This window comes from Roseivivax sp. CAU 1753, from assembly GCF_054482575.1.
Window position 1 is genome coordinate 207,501 of sequence record NZ_JBTLRF010000005.1, and the last position, 25,823, is coordinate 233,323.

Sequence of the window (25,823 nt, forward strand, 5' to 3'; positions counted from 1 at the left end):
GGCAGATGAAAGACGACATCGATATCGCGACGCTCATGGACGACATCGGCAAGCGCGCCAGGGCGGCGGCGGCAGAGCTGGCCGCGGCCCCGGCCGAGGTCAAGACCCGCGCCCTTGAAGCCGCGGCAGAGGCGCTGGTTGCGCAGACCGACGCCATTCTGGCGGCCAATGCGCAGGACCTTGAATACGGTCGCGCGAAGGGCCTGTCGGATGCGATGATGGACCGGCTCATGCTGGACAAGGCGCGGGTGGCGGCGATGGCGCAGGCGGTCCGCGACATCGCCGCGCTGCCCGATCCCGTGGGCGCGGTGATCGCCGAATGGGACCGGCCCTCGGGGCTGCATATCCAGCGCGTGCGCACCCCGCTGGGCGTGATCGGTGTGATCTACGAATCCCGGCCCAACGTGACGGCGGATGCGGGCGCGCTTTGCCTCAAGGCCGGCAACGCGGTGATCCTGCGGGGCGGGTCGGAAAGCTTCCATTCGTCCGCCGCGATCCATGCCTGCCTCGCGCAGGGCCTGCGCGCCGCGGGGATGCCGGAAGACGCGATCCAGCGTGTTCCCACCCGCGACCGCGCCGCTGTCAGCCAACTTCTGACCATGACCGACTATGTCGACGTGATCGTGCCGCGCGGTGGCAAGGGGCTGGTGGGGCTTGTGCAGCGCGAGGCCCGGGTGCCGGTCTTTGCCCATCTCGAAGGCATCGTGCACATCTACATCGACGCCGAGGCGGACCCGCAGAAGGTTCTGGACGTGGTGCTGAACGCCAAGACCCGGCGCCCCGGCATCTGCGGTGCCGCCGAGTGTCTGCTGATCCACGAAGACGTGGTCGACACCATCGGGCAGGGCGTGATCCGGGCGCTGATCGACGCGGGCGTCGAGGTCCGGGGCGACACGCGGCTGACCGCTATTCCGGGTGTTGTTGCGGCGCAGGACAGCGATTGGGGCTGCGAATACCTCGATATGGTGATCGCGGCACGGGTGGTGGCGGATGTCGACGCGGCCATCGCCCATATCCGGCAGCATTCGTCGTCACATACGGAATGCATCCTGACGGAAAACGCCGACACCGCGGCGCGCTTCTTTGCGCGGGTGGATTCGGCGATCCTGATGCACAACGCGTCAACGCAATTCGCCGATGGCGGCGAGTTCGGCATGGGCGCGGAGATCGGCATCGCGACAGGAAAGATGCACGCACGCGGTCCGGTCGGTGTCGAGCAGCTGACCAGTTTCAAGTACCTCGTCACGGGCGACGGGACAGTGCGCAAATAGGCGGCGCGGGATCGCTGGCGCGATCCGGCAAGTGATATCAGGACGTTTCGGATCGCTGACGCGATCCGACCGGTGACATCGTATTGTTTCGGATCGCTGACGCGATCCGACCGGCGGGGCCCGCACTGACGTGCGGGCCCCGATCCTGCCCGACGGTCAGACTGTCAGCGTCAGCGTCGTCTCACCGTGGCCCACGGAAATGGGGCGGCCCCGGTCGGCGGCGACGATCGGCAGCAGCACGAATTGCACATTTGCAGGTGCGACCGCGCCCGCGTTGGTGGTTCCGGTCAGGCTCGACCAGAGGCCGGGATCGACCGACAGGCGGTCCGCCTCGGCCTGCAGATGCCAGATGCCGTCCACGTTGGCGATGCGGATGCGACCGCCATGGGGCATCGCCGTCTCGAAGCAGAGATAGGCGAGGAACGCCAGCTGCACCTCGCAGCGGGGCAAGGCGTCGGTCACGGTCCAGTCGGGTCGCTGCCGCGCACCCAGGGCAAAATCGGCAAGCATCTTGCCGGCCTCCTGCGCCGATACGTTCTGGCTGGAGCCCGCCGACCCGAAGGCCACCCGGAAAAAGCGGATGCGGGCCTGCGCCGCCCGGCAACTGTCGGCCACCAGTTCCATTTCCGGGCTCATCGCGCCTGCATCGGTCATGTTCATCAACTCGATGCCGTTGCCAATCGCCCCGATCGGTGAGATCAGGTCGTGGCAGATGCGCGACCCTATCAGCGCCGCGAGCTCTGCGTTACACTGCATCACATCCAGTTGGCTATCCATGAGGCTGCCCCATGTCCAACGATCTGAACGCGATGCTGGAGCCGGGAATGCTGGTCGAGCATCCGGACCGCCCCGACTGGGGCCGTGGCCAGGTGCAATCCAACATCAACGGTCGCATCACGGTCAATTTCAGGGATGAGGGCAAGGTCGTCATTGATGGTACCCGCGTGTTTCTGGTTCCGATCTTCGGGCAAGACTAGGTGCGTAAGGTTATCAGAAACTTAACACCGGATGACGGTCGCCTGGCAATCGTCCCGGTGGCCCTTTAGACCGGGTCGCGCCATGAGAGACACCGCCCGGATGCCGCACACCGTGCCCCGGTTTCGCGTCGCCCTCGCGGCAACACCGGATGAGCTGCGCGCCGCGCAACGGCTGCGCTATGACGTGTTCGTGGCAGAATTGGGCGGCGGCGGTCCGATGGTCGATCACGCGGCCCGGCTGGAACGGGACCGGTTCGATCCGGTCTTCGACCATTTGCTGCTGTTCGACGACGCGCGCGGCGCTGATCCGGTGGTGGGCGTCTACCGGCTGTTGCGCGACGATCAGGCGCGGCAGGCCGGGCAGTTCTATTCCGAGGCGGAATACGACCTGACATTGCTCAAACGCGCGAACCGACGCCTGCTGGAGCTGGGACGGTCCTGCCTGCACCGCGATTATCGCGGCGGGGCGGCGATGATGCATCTCTGGCGGGGACTGGCGGCGTATATCCGCGACCACGACATCGATCTCCTGTTCGGCGTGGCAAGCTTTCCGGGCACGGCGCCGCGCGCCCTGGCCCAGCCTCTGTCGAACCTGCATTACCAGCACCTCGCGCCGCCCGAATTGCGGGTCCGGTCGCGGGTGTTCCAGCCGATGGACCTGATGCCAGAGGCCGCGGTCGACCGCAGGCAGGCGGTGCGCGACACCCCGGCGCTGATCAAGGCCTACCTGCGCCTCGGCGGCACCGTGGGCGAGGGCGCGTTTGTCGATCACGCCTTCAACACGGTCGATGTCTGCCTGATCATGGACACCGCGCGGTTGAACGCGAGCCGCCGCGCGCTCTATGAACGGGGGCAGCGATGAACACCTGGGACGGTACGGACGCACCGCCGCCCGGGCGGTTCGGTCCGGGCGACTGGCTGCGCGTGGCTTGGCGCGGCACGCTTCTGGGCGTGCTGGTCTTCGGCGGGCTGCTTGTCCTGCTGTTGGCCCGCCTGATCGAGCGGCCCCTCGGCGGCATGCGCCGACCGGTCACGCCCTATATCACCCAAGGCGTCTGCCGCGCGGCCTTCGTCATCCTGCGCCTGCCGATCCGCCATCGCGGCACGCCGCTGAAGGGGCACGGGGCGCTGGTGGCCAACCACACGTCCTGGCTCGATATCTTCGCGCTCAATTCCCGCATGAACCTGTACTTCGTGTCCAAATCCGAGGTCGCGGCCTGGCCCGGCATCGGCTGGCTGGCGCGCGCGACCGGCACCGTCTTCATCGAGCGCGACCGCAAACACGCCGCCGAACAGACCCGCGTGTTCGAATGGCGGTTGCACCACGGGCACAGGCTGGTGTTCTTCCCCGAGGGCACCTCGACCGACGGACTCAGGGTGCTGCCGTTCAAGACGACCCTGTTCGAGGCCTTCCTGAGCGAGCGGATCCGCCACGAGTTGCAGATGCAGGCGGTAACGCTGATCTATCGCCCGCCCGAGGGCGAAGAGTCCAATTTCTACGGCTGGTGGGGCGACATGGACTTCGGACCGCATTTGCTGAAAACGCTGGCGGCCCGGCGGCAGGGCGCGGTCGAGCTGGTCTACCATGCGCCGGTGCGCGTCGATACCTTTCCCAATCGCAAGACGCTGGCGCGGCAGCTTGAAGACCAGGTGCGCAAGGGGTTCGAGGCGTCACGCCGAGGTCAGGCGGGCTAGGCGTCGGGGTGCGGCAAGCTATCCCGGCGACGGCGAACGGCAGGGGCCCCGGGCCGCAGTGTCCCATCCGCGGTGCCCCGGACCGCCGCACCCGCGCATCCGCTGCGCCGCGCGGTATGGCCCGGCCTGCGCGCCCGGGTCGCAGGCCGGATTGCTCTGTTGATGGCATGCGCCCCTAGGCGCGGGCCGCCGGATCGCATATATCTTCACCGTTGAATGTTTCGAGACGAAGGCGCGACGTCCCATGGCCCTGACCAACCTCAAGAAGAAACGCCGCATCCAGATCGTCGCGTTGACGGCGGTGGCGCTGGTCGTGTCCACGGCGCTGATCGGCTATGCGATGCGCGACGGAATCAATTTCTTCCGCTCGCCCAGCCAGGTGGCCGAAGCGCCGCCCGCCCCGAACGAGGTCTTCCGGATCGGCGGCCTGGTCGAGGAAGGGTCGCTGAAGCGCGGGCAGGGCGAGACCATCTCGTTCCGGGTCACCGATGGCGGCGCCAGCGTGCCGGTGACCTATCGCGGCGTCTTGCCCGACCTGTTCGAGGAAAATCAGGGCATGGTCGGCACCGGGCGGCTGGTCGGCGGCACCTTCGAGGCCTCCGAGATCCTGGCCAAACACGACGAGACCTACATGCCCAAGGAAGTCGTCGATGCGCTGAAGGCGCAGGGCGTCTACCAGGACCCGAAGGGGGAGGCACCGCCGGACAGCTGACCGGTCAGCGCCGGGGGTCTGATGCCGGTGCGTGGACGTCATTGGCGGCGATCGCCTCGGCCTTGGGTCGGAACGTGACCACCCGGTACAGGTACCAGAGCACCATCCCGGCGATGATCACGTTCGAGACCGGCCCCATATAACTTGCCACGGCCTCGTAGTTCTGGCCCAGTTCCCAGCCTGCCAGCGTCAGGGCGGTGGTCCAGAGGGCCGTGCCCAGCGTGGTGTAGATCATGAAGCGGCGGAACGTGATCTCGGACAGGCCCGCAGGAACCGAGATCAGCGTGCGCACCCCCGGGATCAGCCGACCCGCGAAGACCGCCTTGTGGCCGTGCCGGTCGAACCAGCCGTCGGCTTTGTCGACGTCCGAGGGCGTCAGTGTCAGCCAGCGGCCATAGCGGCGCGCCACGCGACGCAGCCCCGAGGTGCCGATGCGGATGCCGATCCAGTACCAGAACAGCGCGCCCGCGACCGACCCCGCCAGCCCGGCGAGGATCATCAGGACCAGCGATCGCCCGGTGGTCGAGGCGGTATAGCCCGCCAGCGGCATCACGATTTCGGACGGGATGGGCGGGAACACGTTCTCGATGAACATGAACAGGGCGACGGCCCAATAGCCGTTATCGCTCAGGAATTGGGTGATCCAGCCGGACATGGGCCCTCCTTCGTGGGTTCCCTGCACAACGCGCGAGGCGGGCCAAAAGTTGCGCCAGGGGGGCGAAATGCCGCGCGGATCCGCGACCGGTCGCATGGGGGGGCGCCGTTCGGCGAAGCGGTTCGGCATCGGTCCTTCGGGCGGGAGCGGCGGGGCGGTGTCACAGGCGCGGGACAGGGTCAAACGCGCGCCTTCGCCACGTGGGCCAGACCCGAGCTCCGGGCCATCTGGCCCGGATCGAGATGCCATGGGTGCGGGCCAGAAGGCCCGCACGCCGCCGGATCATGGCGGACTGCGATCAGCCGCGCAGGATCGAGCGACCGGCGTATTCCGCGGTTTCGGCCAGCATCTCTTCGATGCGGATCAGCTGGTTGTACTTTGCCAGCCGGTCCGACCGCGCCAGGCTGCCGGTCTTGATCTGCCCGCAATTCGTGGCAACTGCCAGATCGGCGATGGTGGCATCCTCGGTCTCGCCCGACCGGTGCGACATGACGTTGGTATAGCCCGCGCGATGCGCCATATCGACCGCCTGCAGGGTCTCGGTCAGGGTGCCGATCTGGTTGACCTTCACCAGCATCGAGTTGGCGACGCCGCGACCGATGCCGTCCTTCAGGCGCGCGGGGTTGGTCACGAACAGATCGTCGCCCACCAGCTGGATGCGTCCGCCCAGCTTGTCGGTCAGGATCTTCCAGCCGTCCCAATCGTCCTCGGACATGCCGTCCTCGATGGAGATGATCGGGTAGGCGTCGCAAAGCGCTGCGAGGTAGTCGGCGTTTTCCTCGGATGTCAGCGATTTGCCTTCGCCCTTCATCTCGTATTTGCCGTCCCGGTAATACTCGGTCGCGGCGCAATCCATCGCGAGGTAGATATCCTCGCCCGGCTTGTAGCCCGCCTTTTCGATGCTCTTGAGGATGAAATCGAGCGCGTCGCGGGTCGAGCCAAGCTCTGGCGCGAAGCCGCCTTCGTCGCCGAGGCCGGTGGACATGCCCGCCGAAGACAGTTCCTTCTTGAGGGTGTGGAACACTTCGGAACCCATGCGGACGGCGTCGCGGATGTTCTCTGCGGCCACCGGCATGATCATGAATTCCTGGATGTCGATCGGATTGTCGGCATGTTCGCCGCCATTGATGATGTTCATCATCGGCACCGGCAGGATCCGCGCCGAGGTGCCGCCGACATAGCGATAAAGCGGCTGTTCGGTGTGATCGGCGGCGGCCTTGGCCACGGCCAGAGACACGCCGAGAATGGCGTTGGCGCCCAGGCGCCCCTTGTTGTCCGAGCCGTCCAGTTCGATCATGGCGCGGTCGATGCCGACCTGCTCGGTCGCGTCCCAGCCCACGATCTCGTCGGCGATCTCGCCGTTGGCGGCATCGACGGCCTCGAGCACACCCTTGCCCATGTAGCGCGCCTTGTCGCCATCGCGACGCTCTACCGCCTCGTAAGCGCCGGTCGACGCCCCAGAGGGCACCGCCGCACGGCCCATGGTGCCGTCTTCGAGCGTGACGTCGACTTCGACCGTGGGATTGCCGCGGCTGTCGAGGATCTCTCGGGCGTGGATGTCGATGATCATGCTCATGGGCTAATACTCTTTTGTATCGGGGGACCTTTGTTCGATCTACACCACTCCGCAAGCGCTTGTAAACGGAGACGGGCCGGATTTGTTAGCGGTAACGCGGCGCGTCCGGTCGTGGCGGCGGCGGTACTGCCACGCCCACCGGGGTGGGTTGCCGGGTGCGACCGAGCCTGCGTTCGCGCAGGAAGGTGTAGGTGCCCGAAGCCAGGATCAGCAGCGCCCCGAGATAGGTCAGCGCGTCGGGCCGTTCGCCGAAGACCGCCATGCCGATGATCAGCGCGAACAGCATCCGCGAAAAGCGGAACGGTGTGACCACCGAGATATCGCCGGTGCGCGACGCCGAGGTGATGGCGTAGTAGGCCAGCATCCCGAACAGCACCGCGCCCGAAAGAAGCAGCGCAAGGCGCGGATCGGGCATCGCGACAGGGGTCGCGGCAAGCGGCAGCAGCAGCAGGCCGGTCGGGATCAGGCTGAGAAACCCGTAGGCGGCCAGTTGCAGATGCGGGATCGTCCGCGGCACCGCCCGGGCCGCCAGATCGCGCGCCGCGAGGCCGAAAACCGCCAGAACCGCCCAGAGCGCATTGGGATCGAAGCCCGCGACGCCGGGACGGATGATCACCAGCACCCCGGTCAGGCCGACCAGGATCGCCGACCAGCGGCGCCAGCCCACCTGTTCGGCAAACACCAGCGCGGCCCCCATGGTGATCACCAGCGGCATGGCCTGAGCGATTGCCGACGCGGTCGAGAGCGGAATCGTGGTGATCGCGGTGACAAAACCGATGGTGCCGACGATCTCGGCGAGGTTGCGCAGCAGCACCGGGCGCAGCACCAGGTCGGGGCCGAGAAGCGTGATCCCTCGGCGCCACGCCATGAGCGCGAAGACCGCACCGCCCGACGCACCTATCACGATCAGGATCTGGCCCGTCGGCAGGTCACGGGCGACCACTTTGATGAAGGCGTCCTCGATGGCGAAGGCCGCCATGGCCAGCACCATCAGGGCAATGCCGCGCAGGTTGTCCATCTTGCCTCGCGTGTGGGTTTGGTGTCCGGCGGTAACCGGGATCGGCGCGCTTGGCCAGCGGCGAAGGGGGCCAGCCCCCTCTTGGCCCGCCGTGGCGGACCAATTCACCCCCGGCGTATTTCGGAAATGGAAAGGAGCAGGGGCGCGCCGCGACCGGAGCCGGGGGGCAAGGGGGGGGGCGCGCGGTCAGGGTGGGACCGGGCGGCGTTTGCGGCGGGCGAGGAAGAGGGCCAGCGCGAATACCACGAGCGCGCCGCCGGTGAGCATGCGGGGCGTCGGGGCCTCGCCGATGCCGACCCAGACCCAGAGCGGGCCCAGCACCGTCTCGAGCAGCATCAGCAGGCTGACATGGGCCGCCGCGGTGTAGCGCGCCGCAAGCGAGAGGCAGAAGAACGAGACCGGCAGGATCAGCAGGGCGGTGACGAGGATCGCGGGCAGGTTGCCGTCCGCCATGTGGGCCGGGCCGGTCGCGACGATGCCGAGGCCGCCTGCCAGCAGGGCCCCGAGCCCCATGGCAAGCAGGATCGGCACCTCGGGGTGGAAGCGCAGCACCGAAAAGGTGAGCGCCAGGATGAAGGCCACGCCGACGCCGCAGAGCGCGCCCATTAGCGCTTCGCGGGTCAGAGCGATGTCGCCCGTGCCGGTCACCGCGATGGCGATGCCGGAGAGCACCGCCGCGATGGTCAGCCATGTGGCGATGCCGGTTCTTTCACCGTAGAGCACCCGCGACAGCAGGGCCGACCAGACCGGGCTCGTGGCCACCGCGATCAGCATGATCGCCACCGGGGCCAGCGCGATGCCGGTCGGGAACAGCAGCGCGTTGAGGATCTGGGCGGCGACGATGATGGCCCCGGCACCGGTGCCGAGGACCCTGAGGTCGCGGCGGCGATCGGCGCTGGTCAGGCCCCAGGCCAGCAGGAAGAGGAGACCCATCGAGGTGCCGCGCCAGGACACCATCTGCAACCCGTCCATGCCCGACAGCCGCATGAAAAGCGCGTCCGGCGACAGGATCAGCGCGCCGACCGTCGCCAGCCCGAGCCCGAAGGCCGGGGTGCGTGCCGCCATGATGGCCGCGGCCTCAGACGTAGAGCGGCCGGTTGCCCATCTGCACGTGCAGCGCGTTCACCGTCGGCTCGTCGAGCCCCAGCGCTCTGGCCAGTTCGTCGAGATACCGGGCCTCGTCGTCGGTATCGACGCGGATCGTCATCAGCGAGGCGGAGTAGACCGGCATCTTCTGTGCCTCGGGGGTGTCGGCGGCCAGTGCCTCGACGTCGATCGGAGCGTCGAGCTGGGCCTTGACGAAGGCGAGGTCCTCGGCGGAGGCGTCGTCGCCCACCAGTTCGAGGATCTTGGCCTTTTCGTCCGCGTCGATCTTGCCGTCGGCCTTGGCGGCCTGGATCATCGCGCGCAGCATCAGGCCCGCGGAAGCTTCGAGCTCGGGTGCGACGGCGTCGGCGTTGAACTGGTCGAAGAGTTTGTCGGCACCGCTGCTGCCCATCGCCGCCCCGCCCGCGGCTGCCAGCATGCCCGCGATGCCGCCCGATCCGGCGCCGGGCAGGGCCGAGAGCAGGCCCTGTTGGCCGCCGGACCGGCCCTGCGCGGCGGATGCATTGCCGCCCATCATCGCCGACAGGTCGACACCGGCCTTTTTCATATTCTCGAGAAGGCCCTGCATCGGGCTTGCGGCCTGGCTCGCCCCGGACTGCATCTGACTGGCCATCTGGCTGCCCGTCCTGGTCGCCGGATGATCCCCCTTGAGCTGCGCGCCGCCGCCGAAAAGGCCCGAAAGCCCCTTGCCCGAGGACATGCGGTCGACGCCGCGGGCGGCGGCATAGCCCAAGGCGACCTTGGTCAGTGTTTTCATCAGGCTCATCGGGTCAACTCCTTGATCATGGGGTAAGGGCAGGGTGGCATATCCGTGCGGGATGTGCAGCCCCGATTGCCCCGGGCGGGGTCAGAAAAGGCGGAATATCCGCAGGACCAGAAACACGAACAGGCCCATGGCAATGGTCGCCAGCGTCAGCGCGTGAAACGACCACGGCGTGTCGACACCGGGCATGCCCGCCACGTTGACGCCGAAGAGACCGGTCAGATAGCCCATCGGCAGGAAGATCGCGGCCACGATCGACAGCGCGTAGGAGTTCCGCGCCAGACGCAGGTTGCGGACCTGGTCGAGATGGTCGTTCAGCGCCTCGAGCCGCTCGCGGGTCGACTGCACCTCTTCGACGGCGCGTTCGGCGCGGTTGGCGATCTCGTCGAGATCCTCGCGCGCCTCGGCGTCGATCAGGGGCATGTCGGGATGGCCGAGACGCCCCAGCGCCTGCGCCTGAGGGCCGAGGAACCGCCCCAGCCGGATGACCGCACGGCGCATCTCGGGCAGTTCGCGCGCACAGGGGTCGCGGTCGTTGAGAAACAGGATATCCTCGAGCGTATCGACCCGGTTCTCCAGCGCGACGCCGTTATCCTCGATGCGGACGGTGAAATTCTCGACCAGGGTCACCAGGAACATGCCGGGGCTTCCAGGCAACCGGCCCGACAGGCCGCGCTTGCGCATGTCGTCGGCGGCGAAGACCCGGCGGCGGCGGGTGGTGACGATGAGATGCTCGGACACCCAGATACGAAGGGCGACCATGTCGTCGCGATCCTCGCCTTCGTTGAGGTTCAGGCCGCGCAGGATGGCGATGATGCCACCGGCATGGGCCAGTGACCGGGGGCGGGTTTCGGGCTGGATCAGCGTCTCGGCGACGCGTTCGGGCAGGTTGGCGAAGAGCCAGGCATCGAGACCCGGTTCGGCCATGTCGAAATGCAGCCAGCGATAGCCGTCGCGGGGCGGGTCGGAGGGGGTGCAGGGATGGGCATGGCCATCGGGCGTGATGTCGAAGGCGCAGATCGGTGTCATGGCGGGGACCTCGTTTCGGGTGCTGCGATCCTTGCCCGATGTGCGCCGCCGCGCCAAGTGCTTGACGACCGGCGCGTTCGGGTGTCTGGACCGGGGATGAGCGAACGCAGATCAATGGACATGGCAGGCGCGGCGGGGCTGACGGTGTTTGCCACGCTGCTGGCCTTCAACCAGGTGGTGATCGCGGTCACCAATGGCGGCTTGCAGCCGGTCTTCGGGGCCGGGCTGCGGTCCGTTGCGGCGCTGGCTGTTCTTGTGATCATCGCGCGGGGGCGGCTGCCGGGTCTGTGGGCGGGCGGGGCCTCGAGCTTTTGGCTGGGCGGCTTTTTCACACTGGAATTCGTGTTGCTTTACAATGCGCTGGACTTGACCACGGTTTCGCGGGCGTCGATCCTGTTCTACTCGATGCCGGTCTGGCTGGCGCTGGCGGCGCATGTGGCCCTGCCCGGAGAGCGGCTGTCGCGGCGGCGCGCGCTGGGGCTGGTGCTGGCCATGGCGGGGGTGAGCTGGGCGCTGTTCGACCCGGGCTCGCGCGCGGCGGGAAACCTGCTGGGCGATCTTCTGTCGCTCGCGGCGGCCTTCGCATGGGCCGGGATCGCCCTGACGGTACGGCTGGGCCGGGTGTCGCAGGTGCCGCCCAAGACGCAGCTGTTCTGGCAACTCGCGGTGTCGGCGGTGGTCCTTCTGGCGATGGCGCCGCTGTTCGGGCCGCTGCTGCGGGACCCCGCACCGATCCACTGGGCGGGGCTGGCCTTCCAGTCGATCTTCGTGGCGAGCCTGGGCTTTCTGTTCTGGCTGACGCTGATGACCCGCTACCGGGCATCCGACATCGCGGCGTTCTCGTTCCTGTCGCCGGTCCTGTCGGTGGCGATGGGCTGGGCGTTGCTGGACGAACCGCTGGGGCCGGGGCTGATCGGCGCGCTGGTGCTGGTTGCGGTCGGCATCACCCTTGTCAACGTGCGCCAGCGGGCCTGAGGCAGGCCGACCGCCGCGCTCAGGTGCCGCAGAACGTCGCGGGCACGACCTCTTCGGGCAGGGGCGCACGCGCGAGGTCCAGGGCTTCCGGCTGGTCCGTGAAGGGCCGGGCCAGCACCGCATGCAGCCGGTGGAACGGGGCGTCATCGCCCGCGACCGCCGCGGCGATCAACTCCTCGATCCGGTGATTGCGCGGGATGAAGGCGGGGTTCGTCCGGGCCATCAGCGCCTCTGGCTCAGGCTCCTCGACGATGCGGCTGCGCCACTTCACCGCCCAGCCATCGAAATCGGCGGGGTTGGCAAACTCGTCGCGGGCGGTGCCCCGGGCCAGCGCCCGGAAGGTGTTGGTGAAATCCGCCTGACCGGCATGCATCAGCGACAGCAGTTCCGCCACCAGCATCCTGTCGTCGGGGCGAGGCTGCGAGATGCCGATCTTGGCGGCAAAGCGGGCCTCCCATTCGGCTCGGATCAGGTCGGGCATGGCGTGGACCTGATCGGTAAAGCGCGCCACCGATGCCTCGGGGTCGGGCATCAAGGGCACCAGCGCCGTGGCCAGCTGCGCCATGTTCCAGACGATGATGTCGGCTTGGTTGGCATAGGCATAACGCCCCATCCGGTCGATCGACGAAAACACCCGGTCGGGATCGTAGGCGTCCATGAAGGCGCAGGGGCCGTAGTCGATGGTTTCGCCCGAAAGCGTGCAGTTGTCGGTGTTCATCACGCCGTGGATGAAGCCCACCGACATCCACTGCGCCACCAGCGCGGCCTGTCGCGCGATGACGCGGTCAAGCAGGTCATGCGGGTCGGTGGCATCGGGGTAGTGCCGCGCGACGGTGTAGTCATAAAGCGCGCGCAACGCGTCGAGGTCGCGGCGGGCGGCGAAGATCTGGAAGGTGCCGACGCGGAGATGGCTGGCGGCGACGCGGGTCAGCACCGCGCCGGGCATCGCACCTTCGCGGTAGACCGGCTCACCGGTGCGTACCGCGGCAAGGGCGCGGGTGGTGGGGATGCCCAGGGCGTGCATCGCCTCCGAGACGACGTATTCGCGCAGCACCGGGCCCAGCCAGGCGCGCCCGTCGCCGCCGCGGCTGTAGGGCGTGGGGCCTGACCCCTTGAGCTGGATGTCGCGGCGGCGACCGTCCGTGTCCACCACCTCGCCCAGCAGGATGGCCCGGCCATCGCCGAGCTGTGGGTTGAAGCTGCCGAACTGGTGGCCGGCATAGATCTGGGCCAGGGGCTCTGCGCCGGCGGGGGCGGCGTTGCCCGCGAAGATGCGCGCAAGCTCGGTGCTGTCCCCGGGGTGCGTCATGCCCAGCGTGGTGGCCAGATCGGCGTTGAAGGCGATCGGCGACGGGGCCGCCACGGGCGTCGGCGCGAGGCGGGTAAAGAAGCCGTCCGGCAGCCGCGCATAGGAGTTGTCGAAGGGGATATGCAGGGTCATGGGCCAGATATAGGCGCATCGGTGCCCGGCATAAAGCCTTGCCTTGCGGTGCCGGGCGCTACTTCGCATTCAACGTTGGAAAGAAGAGGTGCAAGATGGCTGCGACGGACCGCGTGGGAATGGCGATCAAGGATCGCCCGGAATTCAAGACCAAGCCGAAACCGCTGACCATGACCGGGGATCGCAAGGTTCTCGAGGCGGTGCAGGCGATGAGCGCGAAGAACTACGGTTCTGTGGTCATCTGCGACGCGGACGACAAGGTGACCGGCGTCGTCACCGAACGCGACATCATGCGCAAGGTCGTCGCCGCCGAGAAAGACGCCGCGACCCTGACGCTGGGCGAGATCATGACCGCCGATCCGCGCGTCGCACGCGAAGACGACGACCTGATCGACTGGCTGCGCATCATGTCGAACGAACGGTTTCGCCGCCTGCCGGTGGTGGATGCCGAGGGCCGTATCAAGGTGGTCTTCACGCAGGGCGATTTCGTCAGCTACACATGGCCAGACCTGCTGCATCAGGCCAAGCAGCTTGCGCAGGCCAGCGTCGGTCGCAACTACCCGATCTGGATGATCGGCGGCGGCATCATGCTTTATTCGATCCTGATGGTGATCGTGGTCGCTTCGGTCAATTGATCGCGCTGCCGCAGCGAATCAGCGCAGGACGCGCGACATGAACAGGTAATTTTCGCGCGGCTTGAACCTGCCGCGCGAATAGAACCGCTGGGCCTCTTCGTCGGCGCGATCCACCTCGAGGTGCAGCGCCCGGACGCCCGCTTCCTTCAGCGCCTTGGCGATTTCGTTCAGCGCTTCGCTGCCCATGCCGCGACGGCGCACGGCGGGCCGGATGTAGACTTCGTCGACGATGGCATCGAGGCCGCCGAACTCGACCGACCAGCCGAAGGTCACGACGATGTAGCCGACCGGCGCCTTGCGCGGCCCGATCAGCCAGATCGCGCCATGCGGTATCCCCTCGAGCAGCGGGGCGATGGCGGCTGTGCGGTGCTCAAGATCGGTGTCGAACCGGGATTCGGTGTGAAACGCGGCCACCAGCGGCAGCAGCTTTTCAGCGTCGTCGGGCGTGGCAAGGTGGAGGGATTTCATGGACGCCTCTCGCGCAGGTGCTTCAGCGGTGCCCTATGCCATCCGCGTCCGGTGTGAAAGAGGCGGCGGCGCGATCGGCGGAGCTTTGCGATTCAGGCGGGAAACATCGCGTCGGGCGCCGCCATGGCGGGCAGGGACCGCATCCGCTGCCGCCAGCCGTCCATGGCGCGGGACGGCGACTGGCCCGCCTTTTCCAGCCATTGGGTGTAGCCCCAGACGGCGCAATCGCCGATGCCCGGTGCGGGTCCGTGCAGGAAGGGGGCGTCGCCCAGCAACAGGTCGAACCGGTCGCGGTCGACCGCGAAGCGCGCCGCCAGCCAGTCGATCGTCGCCGGTGCGAAGGGCGTGCCGCCGGGGCGTCGCGCCTCGACCAGTTGCGGCAGGCACATGCCGATGCGGTTCGCCTCCCAGAACAGGATCTCGCGACCACGCCGATGCCCCTGCGCCGTCTCGCCGCCGAGCACCGAAAAGCGCGTCGCAATCTCGAGCAGGATGGCACCGGACTGCACGTGCGGCGCATCGTCGATCATCAGGCAGGGCACTTCTGCGGCGGGGCTGGCGGCAAGAAACGCCGCCGGTCGGGTGTCGCGTGCGGCCCAGATATCGATGCGCCGCGTCTCGTGCGGAAGTTCGGCCAGACGCAGCGCCACGGCGACCTTGCAGGCATGGCCCGAATCCGGATGCCCATAGAGCAACAGGGCCGTCACAGCCGCGCCAGCCGGTCGGTCAGCAGCGCGAAGAAGGCGTCCGAGTCGAGATCGCCCATGAAGGTCGCGTTGGCGGGCCGGTCGGTGACCCCCCACCAGTCGGCGACCGTCATGCCCAGGGTCAGATCCGAGCCGGTCTCGATCTCGACGTTGATGTGACGCCCGCGGAACAGATCGGGACGGATCAGATAGGCGGTCACGCAGGGGTCGTGCAGCGGCGCGCCGTCCGAGCCGTATTTCTCGCGGTCGAACCGTTCGAAGAAATCGGTCATCTGCGCCACTGCCGTGCCCACAGGCGTGCCGATGGCGCGGAAGGCGTCGTTGCGGGCCTTGGTCACCAGCGCCTTGTGTGTCACGTCCAGCGGCATGACGGTGATCGGGGCGCCGCAGGCGAACACGGCGCTGGCGGCCTCGGGGTCGACGTAGATGTTGAATTCCGCGGCGGGCGTGATGTTGCCGACCTCGAAATAGGCCCCGCCCATCAGCACGATTTCCTGGATGCGCCCGGCGATGTCGGGGGCGCGGTCCAGCGCGGTGGCGATGTTGGTCAACGGCCCCAGCGGACACAGCGTGACCGTGCCCGGTGCCGCGCGGCGCAGCGTATCGATGATGAAGTCGACCGCATGGGCCGGTTGCAGTGGCATGGTCGGCTCGGGCAGGTCGGGCCCGTCCAGACCGGTCTTGCCGTGCACATGTTCGGCGGTGACAAGCTTGCGGGCCAGCGGCGCGTCACAACCCGCGAAGACCCGTGTGTCGGGCCGTCCGGCCAGTTCGCAAACGATCCGCGCGTTCCTTTCGGTCAGCGCCAGCGGCACGTTGCCGGCCACGGCGGTGATGCCCAGCACCTCGATCTCCTCGGGCGAGGCCAGGGCCAGAAGGATGGCGACGGCATCGTCCTGCCCGGGGTCGGTGTCGATGATGATCTTGCGCGGCGACATGGCAACTCCTCACACATGTCCGGAGTTCGTCGCATGCGCAGGATGGCGGTGCAAGCGGGCCTCTGCCGGCATGGTCAATACCCGCAACTGGCATGCGAGACGCAGTTTCGTGGCAAGAATCGCCGCGAAGGGTTAGACAAGTCCCTACAACTGCGATAATCAATCCGTCGAAAACGTTAGCGCTAACGACGCCCGGGCCTGCCATACGTAAGAAACGCACAAGATACGGGCAGAACACCGGCGGACCGCTGTCGGCGTGGCCACAAACAGATAGGTCGGACCTGCCTTGGGCATTGCGCCCGTGACCCCGTACCGGGCAAGGATGTTCGCACCATAGACGAAACAGAAGACGAATCGGAGCTGCACACATGGTATCCCGCGTCATCCCGGTAGATACGTTCGATCTGGTAATCTTCGGAGGCACCGGAGATCTGGCCCGCCGCAAGATCTTGCCGGGCCTTTTCCGCCGCTTCTGCGCGGGGCAGATGCCACCCGAGGCGCAGATCGTCGGCGCCGCGCGCTCCGAAATCGACGATCAGGGGTACCGCGACATGATCCGCGCCGCGATCGGGGAATTCGATCACGGACCGCAGGCCCCAGGCCAACTCGACGCCTTCCTCGAGCGGATCCATTACGAGGCGGTGGACGCGAAGGGCGATGGCGGCTGGGACGCCCTCAAGGGGCATATGCGCGACGACGCTGTGCGCGCCTTCTATTTCTCGGTTGCGCCGTCGCTGTTCGGTGACATCGCCGAGCGGCTGCGCGGCAAGGGCCTTGCCAACGCCAGCAGCCGGATCGTGGTTGAAAAGCCCTTCGGACACGACCTTGCCACGGCCAAGGAATTGAACGGCACGCTGGCGCAGCATTTCGACGAGACGCAGATCTACCGGATCGACCATTATCTCGGCAAGGAAACGGTTCAGAACCTGATGGCCGTGCGCTTTGGCAACACCCTGTTCGAGCCGCTGTGGAACGCGCAATACGTGGACCATATCGAGATTACCGTGGCCGAGACCGTGGGCGTCGGCGGACGCGGTGCCTATTACGATCAGTCGGGCGCGATGCGCGACATGGTGCAGAACCACCTGATGCAGCTTTTGTGCCTGATCGCGATGGAGCCGCCCGCCAAGTTCGATCCCGACGCGGTGCGCGACGAAAAGCTCAAGGTGATCCGCGCCCTCGATCCGGTGGACGCCCATGACATCGTGCGCGGCCAATATGCGGCAGGCGGGGGCGAGGAAAGCTATCGCACCCACGTGGAAGACGACCGCTCGCTCACCGAAAGCTTCGTGGCGATGAAGGTGCACATCTCGAACTGGCGCTGGGCGGGGACGCCGTTCTACCTGCGCACCGGCAAGCGGCTGCGGGCGCGGACCTCGGACATCACGGTGGTGTTCAAGGATGCGCCGCATTCGATCTTCGGCAAGGATGCCGGGCGGCACCGCAACGTGCTGTCGATCCGGCTGCAACCGAACGAGGGCATGACCCTCAACGTCACCATCAAGGAGCCGGGGCCGGGCGGCATGCGACTTGTCGATGTGCCGCTCGACATGTCTTTCGCCGATGCGCTGGGGCCGGAAAGCGACGCGGTGCCCGATGCCTATGAGCGGTTGATCATGGACGTGATCCGGGGCGACCAGACGCTGTTCATGCGCGGCGACGAGGTCGAGGCCGCCTGGGCGTGGACCGACCCGATCATCGCGGGCTGGCAGTCCCGGGGCGACGAGCCGCAGCCCTATGATCCGGGCAGTTCCGGGCCCGAGGATTCGCTGATGCTGTTGCACCGCGACGGACGCCGCTGGCGGGAGATCAAGGTATGACCTACACGCTCGAGACCTATCCCGACCGCGAAGCGCTGACCATCAACCTCGCGGCGCGGCTGGCGGGCGATCTGCGCATCGCCCTGGACCGGGCCGACCGGGTGGCCTTCGCGGTGCCCGGCGGCACGTCGCCGGGGCCGGTCTTCGACGATCTCTGCTCGGTGGATCTGGACTGGGACCGGGTCGACGTGCTGCTCACCGATGAACGCTGGGTGCCCGAGGACAGCGACCGCTCGAACACGCGGCTGCTGCGCGAACGGCTTCTGGTCGAGAAGGCGGCGGCGGCCCGGTTGCTGCCGATGTATCTCGACGGCAAGACCCCCGAGGATTGCATCAAGCACATCGAGGACCGCATCCGGCCCGAGCTGCCGCTGTCGGTCGTGCTGCTTGGCATGGGGTCCGACATGCACACGGCGTCGCTGTTTCCCGGCGCCGACCGTCTGGCCGACGCGCTGTCGAAGTCTGCCCCGATCCTGATGCCGATGCGCGCCGACGGTGCGCCCGAGCCGCGCATCACGCTGACGGCGCCGGTTCTGAACGGGGCACTGTCAAAGCACATCCTTATACTGGGGCCGGACAAGCGCGACGCGCTTGAGAACGCACGCGGTAAGCCGGTCGAAGAGGCCCCGATCAATGCCGTCCTCGACGGTGCAATTGTCCATTGGGCGGAGTGAGCGACATGTGGGACGATCTGAAGACACTGGCGGCAGGCATCCAGGACCGCCGCATCGAGGACCTGTTCGAGGCGAATGACAACCGTGCGCCCGAGTTCAGCCTGACCGCCGTGGACATGCTGTTCGACTATTCCAAGACGCAATTGGACGACCAGATCCGGGCGGCGCTGATCGCGCTGACCGAAACCTGCGATCTTGACGGTCGCCGCGCCGCGATGTTCGGCGGCGCGCCCATCAACGAAACCGAGGGCCGCGCCGTTTTGCACACCGCGCTGCGCAATCTCGATGGCGGGCCGGTGCTGGTCGACGGGCAGGACGTCATGCCCGAAGTGCTCGAGACGCTGCGCCGCATGGAGGTGCTGGCCCGTGAGCTGCGCAGCTCGGATGTCACCGACGTGGTCAATATCGGCATAGGTGGGTCCGATCTCGGCCCCGCGATGGCCTACCGGGCGCTGGCCCCCTATTGCGACGGGCCGCGCTGTCATTTCGTCTCGAACGTGGACGGGGCCGACATCGCCGACACCCTGCGCGGGCTCGACCCCGAGACGACGCTGTTCATCGTTGCCTCCAAGACCTTCACCACCATCGAGACCATGACCAACGCCCGCACCGCGCGGGCCTGGCTGGTGGACAAGGGCGTGTCGACCGACGGGCGCTTCGTGGCGCTGTCCTCGAACGCCGCCGCCGCGGCCGGATGGGGCATCCCCGCGGACCGCGTCTTCGGCTTCGCCGATTGGGTCGGCGGGCGCTATTCCATGTGGGGGCCGATCGGCCTGTCGCTGATGATCGCCATCGGTCCCGACGGGTTCCGCGCCTTCCTGCGCGGCGGACAGGAGATGGACCGCCACTTTCAGGCCGCCGCACCGCAGGAAAACCTGCCGGTCCTGCTGGCGCTGGTCGGCATGTGGCACAACCAGGTGTTGGGCCACGCCACGCGCGCGGTTCTGCCCTATGACAACCGCATGTCGCGGCTGCCGGCCTATCTTCAGCAGCTCGAGATGGAGAGCAACGGCAAGCGTGTCTCGATGGACGGGGCGGACCTGCAGTGTCATTCCGGCCCCGTCGTCTGGGGCGAGCCGGGCACCAACGGGCAGCATGCGTTCTACCAGCTGATCCACCAGGGCACCCGGGTCGTGCCGTGCGAATTCATGATCGGTGCCGAGGGCCACGAGCCGGACCTGCGCCACCATCATGACCTGCTGATCGCAAATTGCCTGGCGCAGTCCGAGGCGCTGATGCGGGGCCGCAGCCTTGAGGAGGCACGCGCCATCATGCACGCCAAGGGCCTGACCGGGGCCGAGCTTGAGCGGCAGGCGCGGCACCGGGTCTTCCCAGGTAACCGGCCCTCGACGACCCTGGCCTATCCGCAGCTGACCCCAGAGGTGCTGGGCAAGATCGTGGCGCTTTACGAACACCGGGTCTTTGTCGAAGGCGTGATCCTCGGCATCAACCCGTTCGACCAATGGGGGGTCGAGCTGGGCAAGGAACTGGCCTCATCCCTCGGGCCGGTAATCTCGGGCGAGGCAAGCGCCGAAGACAAGGACGGCTCGACCCGGCAACTGGTGGAATACGTGAACCTCTACCGGGAACCCGACTGACAGTGCGACGTTTGATCCCCGACGGGCCGCGCCAACGCCGCGCGGTCCGGAATGTTCCGCAGAATTCGTGAATCTTTTTCCCATCTTTTCTGGAACGCAGCATCGCGGCGGCGTGTTCTCCTTGCACAACGATGAACATTGAATGTGCACGATAAAAGGAGATCCGATCATGAAACGTCTGACCACCTCCATCCTCGCCCTGACCCTGGCCGCCGGCACCGCCATGGCCGAAAGCCATACCAATCTGGAAGAGGCGGAGCAGAACCTCGAGAACGCGGCCGAATCGACCGGCAACGCGGTCGAGAACACCGCCGAGGCAACAGGCAATGCCGCCAGCGATGCCGCCGACGCCACCAAGAAGGTGCTGAACGACGCCGCCAATGCCACCGGTGATGCGCTGAACGACGCGGCCCAGGCGACCGAGAACGCCGCCAGCAACGCGGCGCAGGCGACCGAAAAGGCCTACGAAGACGCCGCTGAGGCGACCAAGAACGCAGCCGACAACGCTGCCGCCGCGACCGAGAATGCGGCCGAAAACACCGCCCAGGCAACCGAGAACGCCTATGACAACGCCGCTGAGGCCACAGAGAACGCAGCCGAGAACGCTGCCGCCGCGACCGATCAGGCGGTCAACGAGGTTCAGGCCGAAGTCAACGCGATGGACCTCGACGTGTTCGACCCCGCGCAGATGATCCGCACCCGCGACATCACCGGCGGCCCGGTCTACACCGTGGACACCGCCAACGGCGTGGCGTCCTTCGGCACCCAGACCTACGACATGGTCGGCGAAGGCTGGGACGAGATTGGCGAGATCGAAGACGTCGTGCTGAGCAAGAGCGGCCAGATGATGGGTGTCGTGATCGAAATTGGCGGCTTCCTCGATATCGGTGACAAGCATGTCTACCTGCCGCTCGATAACGTGCAACTCGTGCCCGTTGACGACAAGAGCTATGCCATCGCCATCGGTCAGTCCGAAGAGCAGCTTGAGCAGATGGAAGATATCGACGAAGGCTTCTGGAACTGAGATTTCGACGTTTCCCTCGGCAAGCCGGGTCCCTCGCGGGGCCCGGTTTTTTCGTGTTCACGCGATGCTCCGATGTCCCGGTCCGGCCCAGCGTGCGGCGTCGAAGGCCCGCATTAAGATGTTCGGCAGAGCCTTGTCGGCATCTCGAAGGCATGCAGAGGGCCAGACACATGAGCGGAACAGATCCCAAGGTTCGCAAGATCGCCGAGGCGATCGTCGCCCGCGAGGGCGGTTACGTGAACGATCCGGACGATCCCGGCGGGGCCACGAAATACGGCGTTACCATCGGCACGATGATGCGGCTGCGGATCGACCTTGATGGCGATGGCGACACCGATGTGGCCGACGTGCGGGCGCTGAGCCGCGCGGACGCGGTCGAGATATTCCTCGCGCATTATTATCAGCGCCCCGGCATCCCGGGGCTGCCGGAACCGCTGCAGGCGTCGGTCTTCGACATGTATGTCAACGCGGGCGGCAACGCGGTTAAGATCCTGCAACGGCTGCTTGGGCAGATGGGCTTTCCGGTGTCGGTCGATGGGGCAATCGGGCCAAAGACGCGCGCGGCGTGCCTGAAAGCCTGGGCCGAGGCCGGCCCCCTGATGGTCGACGCCTACGGTATCGCGCGGCGCAACTACTACTTCGGTCTGGCCGACCGCCGCCCGGCATCGCGGAAATACGCGCGGACCCGGGCAGGCGGCAAGGGCGGCTGGATCAAGCGCGCCGAGGAATTCATCACGCCGCGCTACCATCTCAGTGACGCGGAGTTTCGCGCGCGGGTGCGGTCATGGGCGTGATCGAGTTTCTGTTCGGGTCGGGCCGGAACGTGGTGGCCGAAACCGCCGAGGTGTTCCGGTCGAACGCAGAGGGCGATGCCGCCCGGGAGGCCGCCCTGCGCACCGCCGCCATGGCGCAGTTCGGGGCCGAATTCGCGCTGCCGAAGAAGGGGCTCTTTGATCGGGTCATCGACGGGCTGAACCGGATACCGCGCCCGGCGATGGCGCTGGGCACGCTGGCGCTGTTCGTCACCGCGATGGTCGATCCGGTCTGGTTCGGCGCCCGGATGAGCGGCATCGCGCTGGTGCCAGAGCCGCTCTGGTGGCTGCTCGGGGCGATCGTCAGCTTCTACTTTGGCGCGCGCCACCAGTCCAAGGGCCAGGATTTCCAGCGTCAGGTCGCGGCGACCATGGCCGGGGTGCCGCAGGTCATGGCCCAGGTCCGTGCCATCGAAGGTCTGCGGGACGATGCGGGACCCGCCACCGCACCGGCTGACATCCCGGGTCCGCCCGGACCGGTGGCCACGGGCGCATCTGTCGGCGCTTCGGACGGGCCGAATGCCGCGCTCAGCGACTGGCGTGCCGCGCGGGGCTAAGCCCGCGCGCGACAAGTTGAACCGGGGGCGGCCAAGGACCATTGGCCCGCCCCTTTTTCATGCCTATAGATGGGGCATGATTACAGAACTTGGCCATTTCGCCCTGATCCTCGCCTTTCTCGTGGCGCTGGTACAGATGATCGTCCCCCTCGTCGGCGCGCACAAGCGCTGGCCCGGATGGATGGCGGTTGCCGAACCCGCGGCGACGACGCAATTCCTGCTGGTGGGGTTCTCCTTCGCGGCATTGATGCACGCCTTCATCGTGTCGGACTTCTCGCTCGACCTCGTGGTGCAGAATTCGCATTCGGCCAAGCCGATGCTCTACAAGATCTCGGGCACCTGGGGGAATCACGAGGGCTCGATGCTGCTCTGGGTGCTGATCCTGGCGCTGTTCGGGGCGATGGCGGCCTGGTTTGGCGGCAATCTGCCCGAAACGCTGAAGGCACGCGTTCTGGCGGTGCAGGCGGCGGTGGGCGTGGCCTTCTACGCCTTCATCATCTGGACCTCGAACCCGTTCACGCGGCTTGCGATCCCGCCGTTCGACGGGCGCGACCTGAACCCGTTGTTGCAGGACCCCGGGCTCGCCTTTCATCCGCCGTTTCTCTATCTCGGCTATGTCGGGCTTTCGATCTGCTTCTCCTTCGCCGTCGCCGCGCTGATCGAGGGACGCGTCGATGCGGCCTGGGGGCGCTGGGTCCGGCCCTGGACGCTGGCGGCCTGGATCTTCCTGACCATCGGCATCGGCCTGGGGTCCTGGTGGGCCTATTACGAGCTGGGCTGGGGCGGTTTCTGGTTCTGGGACCCGGTCGAGAACGCGTCCTTCATGCCCTGGCTCTTCGCCGCAGCGCTGTTGCACTCGGCCATCGTGGTCGAAAAGCGCGAGGCGCTGAAGGCCTGGACCATCCTGCTGGCGATCCTCGCATTCGGGTTTTCGCTGATCGGCACCTTCATCGTCCGCTCGGGCGTACTGACATCGGTGCACGCCTTTGCCAACGACCCCGAGCGCGGCGTGTTCATCCTGGCCATCCTGGTGTTTTTCACCGGCGGTGCGCTGACCCTTTTTGCCTTCCGCGCCAGCGCCATGCAGGCCAAGGGCGTCTTCGGCATCGTCAGCCGGGAATCGGCGCTGCTGACCAACAACATCCTGCTCGCGGTGTCGTCCTTCGTGGTCTTTGTCGGAACCATCTGGCCCTTGGTGGCCGAGATGCTGTTCGACCGGAAGCTGTCGGTGGGGGCGCCCTTCTTCAACGCGGCCTTCACCCCCTTCATGCTGATCCTCGGGCTGATCCTGCCGCTGGGCGCGATGCTTTCGTGGAAGCGGGGCAAGCTGGGCCGGATCGCGAAAACCCTGCTGCCCGTCTTCCTGCTGGCGCTGGCGCTGGGTGGCCTTGCCTGGGCGATGCAGTCCGGGCGGTCGCTGCTGGGCCCGGTCGGCGTGTTTCTGGGCGCGTGGCTGGTCGGCGGCTCGTTGACCGACCTGTGGACCCGCACCGGCAAGAGCCGGGATCTGGGCCGACTGTTGCGCCTGCCGCGCGCCGACTGGGGCAAGTCGGTCGCGCATTCCGGTCTGGGCATCCTGTTCATCGGGGTCGCGGGACTGACCGCGTGGCAACACGAGGATATCCGCGTCGTCGCGGTCGGCGAAAGCTTCGACGTGGCGGGGTTCACCCTGACCCTGAACGACGTGTCGCGGGTGCAGGGGCCGAACTACATCTCGACCATGGGCGACGTGACCCTGGCGCGCGACGGCCGTGTCATCGCCGAACTTGCGCCCGAAAAGCGCAACTACCCGGTGGCGCAGATGCCGACCACCGAGGCCGCCATCGATTACCGCTTCCTGCGGGACGTCTATGTTGTGATCGGCGATCGGCAGGACAATGGCGGCTGGGTAATCCGGACCTATCTCAAGCCCCTGGCCAACTGGATCTGGGCGGGCTGCCTGATCATGGCCTTCGGTGGGCTTCTGAGCCTGTCGGACCGCCGCTTCCGCGTCGCGGCGGGGGCGCGCAAGACCGCCCGCCAGGCGGTTCCCGCGGAATGACGGGCTGGCGCGCATCCGCCCTTGCGGGCGTCTTCGCCCTGATCCTCGCGGCCCCGGGCGGGGCGGTGCAGCCCGATGAGGTGCTGTCCGACCCGGTGCTCGAGAGCCGGGCGCGCGAGATCTCGGCGGGGCTGCGCTGCCTGGTCTGCCGCAACGAATCCATCGATGAAAGCAACGCATCGCTGGCGCGCGACCTGCGCCTGCTGGTGCGCGAGAGGCTGGTGGCCGGGGACAGCGACGAAGAAGTCGTGGCCTACCTGGTCGAACGCTACGGCGAATATGTCCTGCTGAACCCGCAGACCGATGGCTGGAACTGGCTGCTTTGGGCGGCGGGACCCCTGATGCTGCTGGTCGCGGGCGGGATGGGCGCGGGCTACCTGCGCACCCGCGCACGGGCCACACCGGGGACAGAGGCCGCGCTGAGCCCGGAAGAGCAGAAGCGCCTCAAGCAACTTCTCGACGACGTCTGACGCCGCGTCCCGCTTGGCCTTTCCCGGGCCGCGTGTGTTTGATGCGTCAAACCCGAGAGGAGAACCGATGCAATACGAGACCATCACCTACACCCTGACCGACGGTGTCGCCGTCGTCACCATGAACCGCCCCGACGTGATGAACGCGCTGAACAGCCAGATGCGCGCCGAGATCACCCACGCGGTCCGCCAGGGCGGCACGGAGGCGCGCTGCGTGGTCCTGACGGGCACCGGGCGGGCCTTCTGCTCGGGGCAGGATCTGGGCGATCGGTCGAACGCGGCCAACCTCGATCTGGAACGGACCCTGCGCGACGAATACGTGCCGATGCTGCGCGCGATCGTGGACTGCCCGGTGCCGACCATCTCGGCGGTGAACGGGGCGGCAGCGGGGGCGGGGGCCAACCTTGCCCTCGTCGCGGATGTGGTGATCGCCACCGAAAGCGCCTTTTTCAGCCAGGCTTTCACGCGGATCGGCCTGATCCCGGACGCGGGCGGCACCTGGGCGCTGCCGCGTCAGATGGGGCTGGCCAAGGCGATGGGCGCATCGCTGTTCGCCGAGAAGATCACCGCCCGTCAGGCGGACCAGTGGGGCATGATCTGGGAAGCGGTTGCCGATGACGCCTTCGCCGACCACTGGCAGGCCCGTGCGGCGCAGCTGGCCAAGGGGCCGACCGCCGCCTTCGCCCGCGTGAAGACGGCGCTGCATGCCAGCTTCGAGAACGACCTCGAGGCGCAACTGGCGCTCGAGGCGCGGTTGCAGGGCGAATGCGGCAAGACCCGCGACTTCAAGGAAGGCGTCGTGGCCTTTCTCGAAAAGCGCCCGCCGGTGTTCGAGGGGCGCTGAGCCGGCATCGTCGACA

General features: G+C 67.3%; 27 protein-coding genes. 16 read left to right on the forward strand and 11 right to left on the reverse strand.

Annotation, left to right across the window (positions count from 1 at the left end):
- Positions 1–5: 5 nt before the first annotated feature.
- Positions 6–1,271 carry a glutamate-5-semialdehyde dehydrogenase gene (locus ACXYMN_RS12550; RefSeq protein WP_459014026.1) on the forward strand — a complete coding sequence of 422 codons (1,266 nt, stop codon included), beginning with the start codon at positions 6–8 and terminating at the stop codon, positions 1,269–1,271.
- 156 nt (positions 1,272–1,427) lie between these two features.
- On the opposite strand, the gene ACXYMN_RS12555 is transcribed toward ACXYMN_RS12550, so the two are convergent.
- The gene (locus ACXYMN_RS12555) at positions 1,428–2,048 is read right to left on the reverse strand and encodes a histidine phosphotransferase family protein (RefSeq protein WP_459014027.1); all 621 of its coding nucleotides are present in this window, start codon (positions 2,046–2,048) and stop codon (positions 1,428–1,430) included.
- A gap of 11 nt (positions 2,049–2,059) precedes the next feature.
- Here ACXYMN_RS12555 and ACXYMN_RS12560 point away from each other — a divergent pair, with 11 nt between their 5' ends.
- The 4 genes from ACXYMN_RS12560 to ccmE all read left to right on the forward strand — a co-directional run bounded on the left by ACXYMN_RS12560 (position 2,060) and on the right by ccmE (position 4,655).
- On the forward strand, positions 2,060–2,248 hold the full coding sequence (locus tag ACXYMN_RS12560) for a DUF3553 domain-containing protein (protein ID WP_459014028.1): 189 nt from the start codon (positions 2,060–2,062) through the stop codon (positions 2,246–2,248).
- A 100-nt stretch (positions 2,249–2,348) separates the two neighbouring features.
- Positions 2,349–3,110 carry an L-ornithine N(alpha)-acyltransferase gene (gene olsB / locus ACXYMN_RS12565; protein WP_459014177.1) on the forward strand — a complete coding sequence of 254 codons (762 nt, stop codon included), beginning with the start codon at positions 2,349–2,351 and terminating at the stop codon, positions 3,108–3,110.
- Complete coding sequence (gene olsA / locus ACXYMN_RS12570) at positions 3,107–3,943, forward strand: lyso-ornithine lipid O-acyltransferase (RefSeq protein ID WP_459014029.1); 837 nt, start codon at positions 3,107–3,109, stop codon at positions 3,941–3,943. Before olsB ends, olsA begins: the two co-directional genes overlap by 4 nt.
- A 250-nt stretch (positions 3,944–4,193) precedes the next feature.
- Positions 4,194–4,655, forward strand: coding sequence for a cytochrome c maturation protein CcmE (gene ccmE, locus ACXYMN_RS12575; RefSeq protein ID WP_459014178.1), 462 nt, complete (start codon positions 4,194–4,196; stop codon positions 4,653–4,655).
- Positions 4,656–4,659: 4 nt separating this feature from the next.
- Here the strand turns inward: ccmE and ACXYMN_RS12580 are convergent, their stop codons facing one another.
- The 6 genes from ACXYMN_RS12580 to ACXYMN_RS12605 all read right to left on the reverse strand — a co-directional run bounded on the left by ACXYMN_RS12580 (position 4,660) and on the right by ACXYMN_RS12605 (position 10,803).
- Positions 4,660–5,310: a DedA family protein gene (locus ACXYMN_RS12580; protein WP_459014030.1), complete on the reverse strand. Its 651-nt coding sequence runs from the start codon at positions 5,308–5,310 to the stop codon at positions 4,660–4,662.
- A gap of 298 nt (positions 5,311–5,608) precedes the next feature.
- The gene (gene eno, locus ACXYMN_RS12585) at positions 5,609–6,886 is read right to left on the reverse strand and encodes a phosphopyruvate hydratase (RefSeq protein ID WP_459014031.1); all 1,278 of its coding nucleotides are present in this window, start codon (positions 6,884–6,886) and stop codon (positions 5,609–5,611) included.
- An 85-nt stretch (positions 6,887–6,971) separates the two neighbouring features.
- Entirely contained in the window at positions 6,972–7,904 is a 933-nt protein-coding gene (locus ACXYMN_RS12590; protein ID WP_459014032.1) for a DMT family transporter, read from the reverse strand.
- Positions 7,905–8,090: 186 nt separating this feature from the next.
- A complete protein-coding gene (locus ACXYMN_RS12595) occupies positions 8,091–8,969 on the reverse strand; it encodes a DMT family transporter (RefSeq protein ID WP_459014033.1) in 879 nt (292 codons plus the stop codon).
- Between the two features lie 13 nt (positions 8,970–8,982).
- Entirely contained in the window at positions 8,983–9,777 is a 795-nt protein-coding gene (locus ACXYMN_RS12600) for a DUF533 domain-containing protein (protein ID WP_459014034.1), read from the reverse strand.
- An 81-nt stretch (positions 9,778–9,858) separates the two neighbouring features.
- On the reverse strand, positions 9,859–10,803 hold the full coding sequence (locus tag ACXYMN_RS12605; protein ID WP_459014036.1) for a CorA family divalent cation transporter: 945 nt from the start codon (positions 10,801–10,803) through the stop codon (positions 9,859–9,861).
- A gap of 96 nt (positions 10,804–10,899) precedes the next feature.
- On the opposite strand from ACXYMN_RS12605, the gene ACXYMN_RS12610 reads away from it, so the two are divergent.
- Positions 10,900–11,778 carry a DMT family transporter gene (locus ACXYMN_RS12610; RefSeq protein WP_459014037.1) on the forward strand — a complete coding sequence of 293 codons (879 nt, stop codon included), beginning with the start codon at positions 10,900–10,902 and terminating at the stop codon, positions 11,776–11,778.
- Positions 11,779–11,797: 19 nt separating this feature from the next.
- Here ACXYMN_RS12610 and ACXYMN_RS12615 read toward each other — a convergent pair whose 3' ends face one another.
- A complete protein-coding gene (locus tag ACXYMN_RS12615) occupies positions 11,798–13,219 on the reverse strand; it encodes a protein adenylyltransferase SelO (protein ID WP_459014038.1) in 1,422 nt (473 codons plus the stop codon).
- Between the two features lie 95 nt (positions 13,220–13,314).
- Here ACXYMN_RS12615 and ACXYMN_RS12620 point away from each other — a divergent pair, with 95 nt between their 5' ends.
- Positions 13,315–13,854, forward strand: a complete 540-nt coding sequence (locus ACXYMN_RS12620) for a CBS domain-containing protein (protein ID WP_459014039.1) — start codon at positions 13,315–13,317, stop codon at positions 13,852–13,854.
- An 18-nt stretch (positions 13,855–13,872) separates the two neighbouring features.
- Here ACXYMN_RS12620 and ACXYMN_RS12625 read toward each other — a convergent pair whose 3' ends face one another.
- From ACXYMN_RS12625 to ACXYMN_RS12635, 3 genes are all read right to left on the reverse strand, one after another.
- Positions 13,873–14,322 carry a GNAT family N-acetyltransferase gene (locus ACXYMN_RS12625; RefSeq protein ID WP_459014040.1) on the reverse strand — a complete coding sequence of 150 codons (450 nt, stop codon included), beginning with the start codon at positions 14,320–14,322 and terminating at the stop codon, positions 13,873–13,875.
- 92 nt (positions 14,323–14,414) lie between these two features.
- Positions 14,415–15,029 (reverse strand): glutathione S-transferase family protein, encoded by a 615-nt coding sequence (locus tag ACXYMN_RS12630; protein WP_459014041.1) that lies wholly within the window; start codon positions 15,027–15,029, stop codon positions 14,415–14,417.
- Positions 15,026–15,967 carry a nucleoside hydrolase gene (locus ACXYMN_RS12635; protein ID WP_459014042.1) on the reverse strand — a complete coding sequence of 314 codons (942 nt, stop codon included), beginning with the start codon at positions 15,965–15,967 and terminating at the stop codon, positions 15,026–15,028. Before ACXYMN_RS12635 ends, ACXYMN_RS12630 begins: the two co-directional genes overlap by 4 nt.
- Before the next feature lie 368 nt (positions 15,968–16,335).
- On the opposite strand from ACXYMN_RS12635, the gene zwf reads away from it, so the two are divergent.
- The 9 genes from zwf (at position 16,336) to ACXYMN_RS12680 (ending at position 25,807) form a co-directional block, all read left to right on the forward strand.
- Entirely contained in the window at positions 16,336–17,787 is a 1,452-nt protein-coding gene (gene zwf, locus ACXYMN_RS12640; protein WP_459014043.1) for a glucose-6-phosphate dehydrogenase, read from the forward strand.
- Complete coding sequence (pgl, locus tag ACXYMN_RS12645; protein WP_459014044.1) at positions 17,784–18,461, forward strand: 6-phosphogluconolactonase; 678 nt, start codon at positions 17,784–17,786, stop codon at positions 18,459–18,461. The genes zwf and pgl overlap by 4 nt, the downstream gene beginning before the upstream one ends.
- Positions 18,462–18,466: 5 nt before the next feature.
- The gene (pgi, locus tag ACXYMN_RS12650; RefSeq protein WP_459014045.1) at positions 18,467–20,059 is read left to right on the forward strand and encodes a glucose-6-phosphate isomerase; all 1,593 of its coding nucleotides are present in this window, start codon (positions 18,467–18,469) and stop codon (positions 20,057–20,059) included.
- 169 nt (positions 20,060–20,228) lie between these two features.
- Positions 20,229–21,083 (forward strand): PRC-barrel domain-containing protein, encoded by an 855-nt coding sequence (locus ACXYMN_RS12655; RefSeq protein WP_459014046.1) that lies wholly within the window; start codon positions 20,229–20,231, stop codon positions 21,081–21,083.
- A 170-nt stretch (positions 21,084–21,253) separates the two neighbouring features.
- Entirely contained in the window at positions 21,254–21,877 is a 624-nt protein-coding gene (locus ACXYMN_RS12660; RefSeq protein ID WP_459014047.1) for a holin-associated N-acetylmuramidase, read from the forward strand.
- A complete protein-coding gene (locus ACXYMN_RS12665; protein ID WP_459014048.1) occupies positions 21,868–22,452 on the forward strand; it encodes a holin family protein in 585 nt (194 codons plus the stop codon). Before ACXYMN_RS12660 ends, ACXYMN_RS12665 begins: the two co-directional genes overlap by 10 nt.
- 76 nt (positions 22,453–22,528) lie before the next feature.
- The gene (locus tag ACXYMN_RS12670; RefSeq protein ID WP_459014049.1) at positions 22,529–24,493 is read left to right on the forward strand and encodes a heme lyase CcmF/NrfE family subunit; all 1,965 of its coding nucleotides are present in this window, start codon (positions 22,529–22,531) and stop codon (positions 24,491–24,493) included.
- Positions 24,490–24,963, forward strand: coding sequence for a cytochrome c-type biogenesis protein (locus ACXYMN_RS12675; protein ID WP_459014050.1), 474 nt, complete (start codon positions 24,490–24,492; stop codon positions 24,961–24,963). The genes ACXYMN_RS12670 and ACXYMN_RS12675 overlap by 4 nt, the downstream gene beginning before the upstream one ends.
- A 67-nt stretch (positions 24,964–25,030) precedes the next feature.
- On the forward strand, positions 25,031–25,807 hold the full coding sequence (locus ACXYMN_RS12680) for an enoyl-CoA hydratase-related protein (protein ID WP_459014052.1): 777 nt from the start codon (positions 25,031–25,033) through the stop codon (positions 25,805–25,807).
- Positions 25,808–25,823: the final 16 nt, after the last annotated feature.